Source organism: Paraburkholderia jirisanensis (assembly GCF_054782355.1).
This window is the reverse complement of the sequence record NZ_BAAGSQ010000026.1, coordinates 161,816-174,627: the sequence shown is the minus strand read 5'-3', so window position 1 is coordinate 174,627 and position 12,812 is coordinate 161,816. Positions and strand designations below refer to the sequence as shown.

General features: G+C 64.1%; 8 protein-coding genes. 3 read left to right on the top strand and 5 right to left on the bottom strand.

What is annotated here, in order from left to right:
- Positions 1–116 precede the first annotated feature (116 nt).
- From ACYVNQ_RS17160 to ACYVNQ_RS17150, 3 genes are all read left to right on the top strand, one after another.
- The gene (locus ACYVNQ_RS17160; protein ID WP_460903749.1) at positions 117–1,511 is read left to right on the top strand and encodes an MFS transporter; all 1,395 of its coding nucleotides are present in this window, start codon (positions 117–119) and stop codon (positions 1,509–1,511) included.
- A gap of 152 nt (positions 1,512–1,663) precedes the next feature.
- Positions 1,664–2,347 (top strand): aspartate/glutamate racemase family protein, encoded by a 684-nt coding sequence (locus ACYVNQ_RS17155; RefSeq protein WP_460903748.1) that lies wholly within the window; start codon positions 1,664–1,666, stop codon positions 2,345–2,347.
- 217 nt (positions 2,348–2,564) lie between these two features.
- A complete protein-coding gene (locus tag ACYVNQ_RS17150) occupies positions 2,565–3,101 on the top strand; it encodes a VOC family protein (RefSeq protein WP_460903747.1) in 537 nt (178 codons plus the stop codon).
- Between the two features lie 97 nt (positions 3,102–3,198).
- Here ACYVNQ_RS17150 and ACYVNQ_RS17145 read toward each other — a convergent pair whose 3' ends face one another.
- The 5 genes from ACYVNQ_RS17145 to wecB form a co-directional block, all read right to left on the bottom strand.
- Positions 3,199–4,122, bottom strand: a complete 924-nt coding sequence (locus ACYVNQ_RS17145; protein WP_460903746.1) for an alpha-amylase family protein — start codon at positions 4,120–4,122, stop codon at positions 3,199–3,201.
- A 70-nt stretch (positions 4,123–4,192) separates the two neighbouring features.
- Positions 4,193–6,628 (bottom strand): NfrA family protein, encoded by a 2,436-nt coding sequence (locus ACYVNQ_RS17140; RefSeq protein ID WP_460903745.1) that lies wholly within the window; start codon positions 6,626–6,628, stop codon positions 4,193–4,195.
- 92 nt (positions 6,629–6,720) lie between these two features.
- Complete coding sequence (locus tag ACYVNQ_RS17135) at positions 6,721–8,895, bottom strand: glycosyl transferase family protein (RefSeq protein WP_460903744.1); 2,175 nt, start codon at positions 8,893–8,895, stop codon at positions 6,721–6,723.
- Complete coding sequence (locus ACYVNQ_RS17130; protein ID WP_460903743.1) at positions 8,892–11,066, bottom strand: cellulose biosynthesis cyclic di-GMP-binding regulatory protein BcsB; 2,175 nt, start codon at positions 11,064–11,066, stop codon at positions 8,892–8,894. Before ACYVNQ_RS17130 ends, ACYVNQ_RS17135 begins: the two co-directional genes overlap by 4 nt.
- Before the next feature lie 300 nt (positions 11,067–11,366).
- Entirely contained in the window at positions 11,367–12,530 is a 1,164-nt protein-coding gene (wecB, locus tag ACYVNQ_RS17125; protein ID WP_460903742.1) for a non-hydrolyzing UDP-N-acetylglucosamine 2-epimerase, read from the bottom strand.
- Positions 12,531–12,812: the final 282 nt, after the last annotated feature.

Here is a 12,812-nt window from a genome sequence, read left to right as displayed (position 1 = left end):
AAAGCTCGCAGCAGCAAGGACTTTGCAGATGCCCTATCATAGGCGCCGCGCTGGTCACCTTGATGCGATCCTCGCCGCATAAGCGAGCAGCGCGTCCGATTCACCTGCACCCCCACATGTCCTCGCTTCCTTCTCGCTCCAGGCAGATCTCGATTCTGCTCACCGTCTCGTGCGGTTTCATCATGGCGATGCTTGACGTGACTGTCGTCAACGTCGCGCTCTCCAATATTCAACATGACTTCTCGGTGAAGCTGGCTTCGCTCGTCTGGGTCGTCGACAGCTATACGCTGACATTCGCCGCGCTGCTGCTGCTCGGTGGTGCGCTTGCTGACCGGCTCGGCGCGCGACGCGTCTACGTGATCGGTCTGGCGCTCTTCATCTGCGCGTCAGCGCTTTGCGGCGCGGCCGGCTCGGTCGCCATGCTGATCGGCGCGCGCCTCGCGCAAGGGATGGCCGCCGCGCTGTTCGTGCCAAGTTCGCTGAGCCTCTTGACCGAGTCGTTCGAAGACCGCCATGTGCGCGCGAAGATCGTCGGGATATGGAGCGCAATTGTCAGTGTCGCGTTCGCGTCGGGGCCTCTCGTCGGTGGCGTGCTGGTGCATCGCTTCGGCTGGCGCAGTATTTTTTATCTGAATCTGCCAGTCGGGTTGATCGGCATCGCGCTGGCCTTTGCGTTTCTGCGCCCGTCGCGCCGCAAGTCGCACGCGCTCGATATGCCTAGCCATGCGCTGGTGATGATCGCGCTTGCCGCACTGAGCTTCGTGTTGATCGAAGGGCCCGGATTCGGGTGGTCCAGCCCGGCGATCGTCGGCGCCGCCGTGCTGGTGCCGCTGGTGCTGCTGTTCGCGATCGTTCGTGAGCGGCGCAGCTCGACACCGGTCATTCCGGCGGGCCTTGCGCGCAATGCCACCTTCTGGGCGCTCAATGGGATCGGTTCCTGCATGAACGTGGTGGTGTTCGGCGAGATCTTCGTGCTGAGCCTGTTTTTGCAGAAGGTCGACGGCGAGACCGCGCTCGGCGCCGGCGTCCGGATGCTTCCGGTGATGGTGGTGTTTGCCGTCGCCAATTTCTGTTCCGGGCATCTGTCCGCGCGTCTCGGCGCCCGCAGGCTGCTGCTCGGTGGTATCGGGTTCGCGGCCATCGCGTCGCTCGCCGCCACCGTGCTCGGCACCCGGCTTCCGTATGGCTGGTTGATCGTACCCATCGCGATGGTGAACCTCGGGATCGGGTTTGCTGTGCCTGCGATGACGGCAGCGGTCATGCACGAGGCCGGTCAGCGCAATGCGAATATCGGCGCTGCGGTGCTGAACGCGAACCGGCAGATCGGCGCGCTTGCCGGCGTCGCCGGGCTTGGCATCGTCCAGCATCTGACCGGCGACTGGGCGCAGTCGCTGCGCATCGGCTTCGCGATCTTCGTCGCGTGTCTCGCGATCGCTTTCACGCTCGCGTGGTGGCGTGTGCATGCCGCGCCGAGAGAAGTGGGTCCGGGCGAAGTGTCGGCGGCACATTGAGCGCGTGCCACCTTACGATCCTTAATATTGCATCGATGGCCGTAAGAGTTATTTCGCTTTCATGTAGATGATATTTTGTCGAGAACAACGCATATTGGCGCTCACTCGGCACACTTACGTTTGCACGGAACGGCACTCAAAGGAGACAGGCTATGCACATCGGGCTGATCGGCGGCATCGGACCCGCGGCGACCGAAGTCTATTATCGAAGGCTGGTACGCCTGCACGCAGAAGCCAGGCGACGGCTTTCCCTGACTATCGCTCACGGCGACTCCACTGAGCTGATCGCGAATCTGGAAGCAGGTCGTGCTGCCGCGCAAGCGGTGATTTTCGCGAGGTATATCGATCAGCTGCGCGCAGGGGGCTGTGAAGCTGTGGCGCTTACATCAATGGGGGCGCACTTCTGCATCAAGGATCTGGCCGCCATCTCCAGCCTGCCGCTCATCAACGCCATCCCGGTTCTAGACGCCTATTTTGCCGGGAAAGGATGGGCTCGGGTCGGCGTTCTTGGAACGCGGGCCGTGATGGAGTCGGGCCTCTACGGCGTATCGTCGGCCGAGGTCGTGACTGTCGACCCCGACGAGATCGACCGTATCCATGCTTGCTACGTCGCGATAGCGGTTGCAGGATTCGCGACGCCCGAACAGCGCGACTATTTGTACGAGGCTGGTCGAAAGCTGTGTGGGGATAAGGGGGCGGAAGTGATTGTCCTTGGCGGTACGGACTTGTCGCTCGCATTTGACGGTCAGGATCCGGGCTATCCGACGGTCGACAGCGCGATCATCCACGCGGACGCAATTGCGCGCGTCGCGATGGACCTGCAGCCGCCTCGATAGGGTGCGGATCGGCGCCCGATGATGCTTGAAAATAGCTTACGGGAAGGAAAGAACGGCGCGATGGCGTGCTGCCTTGAACCGGCGCTGCGGGGAATCGACAAGATTTAATGTTGACACGAATGTCAAACTAACTTGTTTCCACGATAATACATGACACGTTTGTCAAACATCTCGTGGCGACCGCAGTGCGGCAGCTTTCCTTCACGTAAGAGGACCTATGTCCGGCTATTCATCCGATATTAAAGGTTTGCATCACAACGCTTACCGATGCAGGGATTCCGAAGAAACCCGGCGATTCTATGAGGGGCTGCTCGGGCTGCGACTGGCGGCCGCATTGGAGCTCAGTGCCACCAAGACCGGTCGTCCAATCAAGGCATTGCATACTTTTTTCGAAATGGACGATCATTCCTATCTCGCGTTTTTCGAAGTCATGGGGGATGAGCGCGACGGTATGTTTGAACCCAAGTCGGATTTCGATCTGCACATCGCGCTGGAAGTACCTGATGTGCTGACCCTGATGACCTACAAGGAGAAAGCGGTGGTTGCCGGCGTCGAGGTGCGCGGACCATCGGATCATAGGACTATCCAGTCAATCTACCTGCGCGATCCTAACGGTTACGTGATCGAGTTGACGGTCCGGGTGAAAGGAGGCCAGGAGAGCATTGAGCGTGGCTTGCTTGAAGCTCGTGGAATACTCGATCGGTGGCAACGTACCAAGTACGAATCGCCGGCGCCAGGCGCGCTCAAGCACTGACCCGACGTGGGCCGCAGCGGACGATCAAAGCTTGGGCTGACCGGTGTTCGTGGGCTTTCGTAACGAGGCACTCATGACCGCCATTGCAATCAGCGCGTCAATGCAAAGCCTCATCATGCGAAGTATTCAACAACTCCCGCACGAGCTCACTCGACACATAGTGCGGCCCGTCGAACAAATAGACTTTATATCCGCGATACGCAATCAGTTGCGGCCGCAACTCCTGTGCCGTTGCGGCGCGCATGCCGCCGCCCGGCATCGGCCGGAATGCTTCCGCGATGATGCGAACGCGGTCCTTCCCCAGCTTCGCCGCTAACTGGTCCGCGTACTGTCGTGCGATACGCGGCTCGCGTGCGTATTCGCCACAGCCATCCTGCAGCAACACACCGACGCCCGCGGGCAGCCACGCCGCAAGCCACGTCGCCAGCGCGTCGCCGCCGACATTCTGACGGTCGTACACGCTGATCCAGAGTGGCTTGGGCAATGCTTCGAGTATGGGGCGCAGCGTGTTGGCCGCGGTTTTCCAGCTCGGGTCGAGTTCCGCCGGGTAATACCAGCCGGTTACGTGAAGCGGCAGCTTCGCCGCGGCCAGTTGAGCGGATTCGCGCAGCAGCGCCGCCGTGTCGCTGCGCGCGGAATTTTCGCTAAAGCGACCCGCCAGCCCGACGATCACATCGCGCGCCCACGGCTCGCGTGCAATGCGGCTCCAGTCCGGCATCTGCGCGGCCTCGCGCAGGTCGGTGCCTTTGACGAATGCGTTGCCGTCTACCGCAGTCCACTGGACGATCAATTCATGTGCGCCGAGGCGGTCCCAGTCGCCGCGCGGATTCGCATGCGCATTATCGGGCTGCCAGACGATGCCCTGCACGGGCGGCGCGCCGGGTTCCTTTGCGCACGACACGAAGCTGATCGATGCGATCGCGCAGGCAAGCGCAGTTGCCGCGAGCCGTTTGGCCCAGGGCCAGCGGCTGCACGAGGCATATGCAGTATGTGCGGGTGCGGCATGCGCGATCGGATTCATGTCAGAGCATCTCGCGGCAAAGAACACGGACGAAGCGCGTCACTTTCAGGTAACGCACCGGGCGACACCATCACCACGCGAACACCGTTCCGAAGAATACGCCGCGCGCCCGCCCATCGCCAGCCACGCGCACGCGGTACTGCAGCGACACATCGACATACGAACGCGGCGCATCGTACGGGCCGCCCCGGAACCAGAAACGTGCCGCCACGCCCGCACCGACACCTACCGGCACGCTATGATCGATCGCCGAATCGTAATCGGCGCCCGCGACCAGATGCGGAAACACCGTCAAGCGCGGATCGAGCGCGTCGACGCGAAACGTGCGGCCGAAGCGGGCGTTTGCAGTCGCGTAAGTCGACGGGTGCTGCACGTAGTGGCCGGTTTCGCCATACACGAGCCCGGTCCACCAGCTCGGCACATCGAGCCGCCGCTCGTCGCCGAAACCACCCGACCATGCAGCGCGCGCAAGCCAGTCGCCGCGCACGCTCGAGCCGATCGGAAAGACCCGCTCGAATGCGAATAGTGCGTTGGTGGAGGCGAACGGCTTCACGCGTGCACCGAGCGCCGCCTGCAAGGTGGCCGCTCCCGATGGCGAGCCGCCCTGCACGCCGAAATTCTCGTAGCTGCGTGCATAGACCTCGAACGCGCGCTCGCCAAGACTGCCGAACGGACGCCAGTACGTTTCCACGCCTGCTTGCCAGTTGTTCGCGACACCGGGCGTCGGGTTGGCCGTGAAGCCGTTTTGAATGCCGGTGCGATAGTTCAGCGATGCAGTGAAGCCCCAGTTGCGCGTGGCGTCGGCGTGCGCCATCTGCGCGTCGAGCAAGGCTTGCGGCGACATCGGCTCGGCACCGTCGGTGGGATGCGTGCCGGAGTCGATTGCGCGTTCGAGCCACGCGGCGCCTTGTGCGTTGTGGTGCGTTTGCAGCGCGGTGTAGCCGGCGTCTCCGGTTGCTGCGGCGGGCAGTGCGTGTTGACGGTCAGCCTGCGCGAAATTCTCGTAGGCAAGTTTGCTGTCGCCGGCGCGCTGTGCGAGATAGGCGATCTGCAATGGCTCCATGCCATCGGCAAGTCCGGCGGCCAGCAACGCGTGCGCTTGCTGGCGTGCTTCTGCTGCATCGCCATTCGCGACGAGCGCGTCGATCAGCGCAAGGCGATGCTGCGGATCGTCAGGTACCGCGGCGACAGCGTTGCGAAGCGCGGCGACCGCTGCGCGATGGTCGCCGCGTTGCGTGGCGTCCTGCGCTGCGCGCATCGCTGCGAAGCCAGGGTCGGACGCATACAGGTCGCACGATGCGCCGAATTCGTCTTCATGACAGTCGAAGATCGGCCGCGCGTCTGGGTCGATTTTGTGCGAGGTCGCATGCGTGGCGGTTTGCACAACGTAGGTCGCCGACATCATTTTCTTTGCGCGCCGAACGCGCAATGCAAGTACGGCGTCGGTATCGTCGTGCGCCGGTTCGAGCGGCGTCAGCAGTTCCAGCACCGCTTGCGGGCGATGCTGTGCAAGCCATACGTCGGCGATCATCGTGCGGACCGTGCGGGCGTCGCGTGTGCTCCTGCGCTGCGCACTTTGCGCGTTGTCATCGTCGGCCGAATCGGGCGGTGTGGCTCGCGTGAGGTTCAGCGCATGCGCGAAATCGTCGTCGGCGCCAGCCTCACGTTGTGCCGCGCGCGCGTAGCCACGCAAGGTCCATGCGAACAGGTCGGTGTCGTCTGCAGCGATTGCATCCGATGCGGCCCGCTCGACGCCAGGTATATCGTCGCGCGCGAACAGCACGTCGAACAGCTGCAAACGGAAGTTTGGGCGATCCGGCGCATACGTCACCGCGCGGCGGGCAAGCCGCTCAGCCTCGGCCAGATCGTTGCGCTGCCGTGCATCGAATGACGCCGCCGATGCATCCGGCGCGAGACGCGCGCCAATAAAGCGGCGGCGCGTGCGCCAACCGTCGGTGTCACCGAAGCGTCGTGCCGCGTCTTCGGCTGCGGCGTAGGCATCGCTATCGCGACCCGCGGCGGACAGCGCATCCACCAGCAGATAACGTAGACGTTCGACCTCCGGCGCGAGCGCAACGGCGCGCTGTGCATTGGCAATCGCGTTGTCGTAGTCTTTGCGCTGATACGCGCCATACGCCGCACGCGCAGCGATGCCTGCCGCACCGGGAAGGTCGCTCGCCTCATCGCCCATTGCGATCACCGCTACGATCTGCGCACGCCGCTCGACAAGCGGCCTGACGGGGCCGAGCTCGCGGATCGCCGCAGTCAGTTCGCGGATCGCTTCGCCGCGATGCCCGCCGTCGGCCAACGCATTGGCCAGCAGCACACGTAGATCGACTACGTCCGGCCGTTGCCGGATCGCTTCGCGCGCTAACGTCACGCTGTTTGCGTAGTGATGCGCGTCGTATTCGGCGTTCGCCTCGCGCGCGACGCGATAGGCCGCGCCCGAAAGCGGCAACGGCAGCGTTTCGTCGGCGTGCGTACTGGGCGTTTGCAGCGCGATCATCAAACTGGCGGTCAGGCATGCAGCATGCCGCGGTCGTGCGCCGATGCGGGACCAGGCCGGCAGCGGTGCGGTCAAAAGAGATCGTTGACCCTTCATCCGCGGCTCGCGTGCGCGTCGCGCAAGCGCCGTTGCGCGGCAACCGCGCGCTGCAATGCGTCACGGGAAATCACATTGCGCGCCACCATAAACTCGCCGATCCGGCCATCGCGCTCCGGCCGATACTGCTGCAAAGCCGCTTCGAATGGTTCGCGCGCCACCAGCCCCATTTCGATCAACATGTCGCCGAGCAGCGGTACCCCGCGCGCCGCACCGCGTTCACCCGGCGTGCGCACGTTGGTTGCATCCGCAACCAGCGGTTCGTCGACGTGGCGCATGATGCGCAAACCCGCGGTGATCTCGCTCTCGCGCACGATGCGCAGCGCCACCGCACGGCCGCTCAACTCACGTAGCGTGTCGAGCCCTTCGTCAGGCAACAGATTCGCCGCGAGAAATACCGCATGCCCGCTCGCATCGATGCCTTGCGGCAAGGTGCGCAATCGCACCAGCACGTCGAGCGGCACCTGGTTTGCCGGATCGTCGAGCTGCTCGGGCATCAAGCGCCCGCGTGGCAAATCGGTCTGAAACGCGACTGCCTCGGCAAGCGTCTCTTCGTCGAGCCAGCCGTTTGCCATCAACACGCGGCCCAGCGGCGCTTCACGCGCGTGTTCACCCTGCAGCGCGCGTTCGAGCTTGTCTGCGTCGATCGCCTGCCACGACACCAGTAATTCACCGAGCGTCTGCCGCGTATTGCGCAACCCGCTGGCGCTCGGGAAGTCGTGCGCGGTCTTGTCCCACGCGAGACGCTTGCCGGTCACCACATGCACCAGAAACAGCCGCCACGCGCGCGTCACCGCGAGAAAGTTGATGAAGTTCGTGACCACGAGCCGAGGGATCGACAACACGCCGTGTTCCCAGCCATACAGCTTCGTCGTGAAGATCACGCGCTGCACTACGCGCAGCGCAAGCGCGACGAAATTCGCGGAAAGCAGCACATGCATCAGCGTCGAATCGATAAACGGCGACGGAAACAGGTCGGGCGTCAGATCGAGCAGCGAGCCGAGCGCGAACAGCACGAACTGGATCACCAGCAAATAACCGATCATGCCGACGAACGACGTCACCACGCCTTTGCGGTCGCGCAGCAGCAGATAGCGGTTCGCCAGCGAGCCGCTCCAGCCGGTCAGCGTCCAGCCTTGCAGGCCGATGCCGAGCGTCCAGCGCGCACGCTGCCGGTACGCGGTGCGCAACGTATCGGGGAAATATTCGCGCACGCACAGCGGCATCGTGATTGTCACATCGCGCTCGCGGCCGAGGCCGAACCACGCGGTGCGACGCATCGTGAATTGCACCGGAAAGCGCGCAAAAATCGCCTGCATTCCCATGCGGCCGATGCGTTCGCCGACATCGTAGTCTTCAGTGAGGCTTTCGGTATTGAACGGCTGCGCGCCGGTATCTTCGACCAGCGCGAGCAGTGCGCGCCGCGAGAAGCAGGTGCCGGTGCCGGCGGACGGCACGGTGCCCACGAGGCTTTCGCGTACGACCAGATCCTTCGTGTGCCATTCCGCGAATTCGTCCATATAGGTGCCCGCAACCAGCTCGTACCATTCGCGCTCCAGCGAAGCTACCGGCAGCTGGATCATGTCCTTGCGCGGCAGCAGATAGTTGAAGAACTTCAACTCCAGCGGATGCAGCACGTCCTCGCTGTCGTGCATCACCACGCCGGCGAACTCCGCGCCCGCCTCGAACTCGTAGCGCAGCAGCGCCTGCACGATCCAGTTCAGGCAATCGGCCTTGCAGGTAGGGCCGTCGTGCGGCACTTCTACCCGATGCAGATGCTTGTAGCGATGCCGCATGCGCTCGACTTCGGCGATCGTGCCCGGATCGTTCTGATAGGTGCCGACGAACACGCGGTACGCGCGGTAGTCGAGCACGCGCACGAGGTCTTCGAGCATCGATGCGATCACGTCCTGCTCGTGCCACGCGGGCACCATGATCGCGAGCAGCTGCTCGTCGCGCTGCTGTAGTTGCGCGACCGTCAGAGGCTGGTGGTGCCGCCTCACCGTCAGATAGCGCACGGCTTCGCGCACCCAGTACCACAGGTCGATGAACAGGTCGTCGAGGCTCGATAGCAGGATCAGCGCGGCAATCACCGCCGCGGCGTGCTCGAGCAACTGGTAATACTGCGCAAGCAGTACGCTGCCGTAGAAGCGGAGCGTCGCGACGATCATCGCGGCTGATCCTTGTTTTGCCCATCGTGCGCGCCGTTGCCTTGTGTTTCGCGCTGCGCGGCGGCGCGGCGTTCGGCGGCGCTCTTCGTCTGCTTGCGCTTGCGCACGCCCTGCGCGACGAGGATCAGCAGCAGCAACAGCATCATCAGCACGAACGGAATGCCCCAGCGCGCCCAATGATGCGTGACCCATTCGCTGCTGGAGCCGCCGGTGCCGGCCAGATCGTCGTCGGATTCCAGCGTGTCGAAGTGCTGCAGCACGCCAGTCGAATCGACTACCACGATGTTGCCGCGCGATAGCTGCAGCTTGTCGGTCAGCACCGGCGAATCGTGCGTCGAACGATAGACGATACCGGTTGCCTGGCCGGCGTCCGCTACGCTTAGCACCGCCAGATGCGTGAGGCCGGAGACGTCGATCAGCTTGTCGCCTTGCGCCGAATCGAGTACGAGGTGATCCGCCGTGAACGTGACCGGGCTCTGTTCAGCGGTGAGCGGCACGTCGGCGGCGAGGAACGGGCCCGTAGGCTGCGCGCGCGCGCCGTTCGCGATCACGCTGAACTGCGCCGGCAACGGCGCGATGCCGGCCGCGCCGGTTAGCACCGCGAGACGCGGCACGCTGTCGAGCGCGTCGTCCAGATACGCCTGCGGAACGATGACGGTGGCCGACGACGCATAGCGCGCCGCCATGCCGACGAAGTCTTTGCCGGGCGTGCCGTCCGCGAGCTTCAGGTAGCTGCTCGGCAGCACCGATACCGGGTAGGACTGGCGCGCCTGGCAGCCGGCGTCGGGCTGGCGGCGCAGCGATACGCGCAAGTCGTTGGTGCGCGCGAGCGCGTAGCGCGGAATTTTCAGCGTCATTCGTTCGCGCAGGCCATCCACGTTGAGCAGCTTCGCGCCGATCATCACGTCGTTGAAGTAGACGGTGGCGGTAGCCGCGCCGTTCGAAAGAGTCGGCGATGCGGCCAGGTCGAGCACCACTTCATCCGGCAGCTTGCCGTTGCCAGACGCAGCCGCGAGGTCGAAGCTCGCTTCCCATACGGCGGTCGAATGCACGTCGACGCTGCGCGGTTCGCCGCCGAGATCGGACAGCAGGACCCGGTCGCCGTGCGTGCGCTCGCCGGCGTCGATTTCGTGCACCACTACGCGCCGTGCGACGTCGATCGGCCGCCAGCTGTTTGCAAGCACGGCGGCGCCAGCGTTGTCTCCGACTACCAGCACCGCGCGTCCGCCGTAGTGCGCGACGCGCGCTTCCCCGGCAGCGAGTGGTCCGACCAGCTGGTTCACCGTGTTCGAGCGCCATGTATCGAACGATGCGGTCAGGTTCGGCGCGCTTTGCGCAACTTGCGCACGTAGTGCGTTCAACGCGCCTTCAAAGGTCGCGCGCAGTTTTGCATCGGCCACCAGCACGTCCGGGCCGAACACATGGCGTGGCGCGAGCGCGAGCAGGGCGCCGAGTTCCGCGGCGTTCGCGACCGTATGGTGTTGCGCGTCGGGCGCGCTTGCTGCGGTGGCGAGCGTATCGAATGCCGGCACGCCGCGCAGCGCTGCGGGCACTTCGAGGCTGCGCAGATCGACTGGCATGCCGGGTGCGGGCAGCGCCTGAAGCAATGGCCGCTTGCCGTCACGCTGCAGCAGGGCATCAGTGCGCCATGCAGTATCGAGCGCCGCCGCACTGAGGCTGCGTGCCGCGACGCCCAGCACCGGCGTATAGGGCAGCGCACTCCATGCGGTGCGCAGGTCGCGCACATCGGCGGGATCGAAGCGGTACGTGAGGCGGGTCGACGGATCGACGCGCAGCACGTTGCCGATCGCCGTCTGATCGGTGCAGACGTTGTCGTTGATCACCGATGCGTAGCCGAGCCCGAGCCGCACGAAGCCGACCGGGCGCGGCGCGCCGTCGACGCCGAGGTTCACGGCGACGCTGCCTTCCGCCTTGTCGAGCCCCCGGGCGGCTACCGGCGAACCATCCAGCGACACCAGCAGGGTCGTGCGCCCGCCGTCGCCACGCACGTAGCCGCCGTCGAACTGCAAGGTTGCACTGCTGATCGGCACATCGGCGGGCACCGGCAGGAAAAACTCGCGACGCGTATCGGGCGCGGTGAGCGTGACCGAGGTGAGCAGGCCGAGCTGCTGCAGCGTGACGGTACGCGTTTCGACGATGCTTTGGCTCAATACGGCGAAGCCTTCCGGCGTGGGAGTTTGAGCTTGCGTTTGTGTTTGCGTTGACGCTTGCGCGGCGCGCCAGGCAGGCGGTGCAGCCTGGGCCGGCGCATGCAGCGCCATGGCAAGCGTGATGACAGAAACGAAGACAGCGCATCGTGCGCGATGGCGTAGCGGGGCGGAGGTCAAGTGCGATTCCGATGGATGTTTGACAGTAATGCAAAGCGAAGCGATGCCCGCGTCCGCTCCAAAAGGAGAGGCGCGAAGCGAGGGCTCGTCGCCCCGCGACGCGAACGGCCGTGACAGCTGCGCTCAGGCGAACGCGACAGCCATGCTGGCGGGACTGAACTCTTCGAAGGGTCGTCCGGCGAGCGCGGCGGCGATGCGCTGCGCCGCGTGTCCGTCGCCATAGGGGTTGATGCGCCGCTCGAACGCACGGCGCGCGGCTGGGTCGTCGAGCAGCCGCGTGACGGCCGCAACGATGGTGCGGCGATCGGTGCCGACCAGTTGTACCGTGCCGGCTTCGAGTGCTTCGGGCCGTTCCGTGACGTCGCGCATCACCAGCACCGGCTTGCCGAGCGCGGGTGCTTCCTCCTGCACGCCGCCTGAATCGGTCAGCACCAGCGCGCAACGTTGCAGCAGGCGGGTAAAGCTCGCGTAGTCGAGCGGATCGACCAGCTGCACGTTGCGCACTTCGCGCAGCGCGTCGAGCACCGGCTCGCGCACATTCGGATTCAAATGGACTGGATAGACAATCTGCACATCGTCGCGCGTGGCGATTTCGGCAAGCGCCGCGCATACGTTGGCGAAACCGGCGCCAAAGTTTTCACGCCGGTGCCCGGTCACCAGCACCAGTTGCTTCGCCGGGTCCACATAGTGAAGACGCTCGTCCAGCTGGGTGCGCAACGCCGCGTCGCCATCGATCCGGCGGGTGACGCTCAGCAGCGCGTCGATCACCGTGTTACCGGTAACGTAGACGCGCCCCGCCAGTGCCTCCGAGGCAAGATTGAACTTCGATTGCGGCGTCGGTGCGAACAGCAGGTCGGCGACTACGTCGACCACGCGCCGGTTCGCCTCTTCCGGCCAAGGATGCTGTAAATCGCGGGTTCTCAGGCCGGCTTCGATGTGCGCGACCGGTATGTGCCGGTTGAATGCGGCGAGGGCTGCGGCCGAAGCGGTGGTCGTGTCGCCGTGTACGAGCACCCGGTCCGGCCGCTCCTGAACGATCACGTCGTCGAGCGACGCGATGATTTTCGATGCCACGCCGTTGAGCGTCTGGTTGCCGGTCATCAGCGCCAGATCGTGGTGCGGCGTGATGTCGAAGAGCGTGAGCACCTGGTCGAGCATCGAGCGGTGCTGTCCGCTCAGGCAGACGATCGACTCGATGCTGTCGTCGGCCTGTAACGCGTGAACCAGCGGCGCCATCTTGATTGCTTCGGGCCGCGTACCAAACACCGACATGATCTTTTTCTTCATCTTTCCGTGCTTTCTTATTCGTGTTGCATCGGATGTTAAGCGTGGGCAGAAGAAAATAAATCGGCGATTTGTGTAAGAAAATTTTTCTAATAGATATGCAATGCGGCCGTTAATACCGGATTCAAAGATGGCTTCGGAAATTTTTAAAGACGCTTTAAAGGTGTGCCTTTAAAGTGGCTTGATATTACCCGCACGGGGCATGTGGAAAAGCAAAAGCGAGCGATTGGCGCACGGAACTATTCATCGTATAAAACTAGCATTGCAGTAATCGACAAGAAAGGC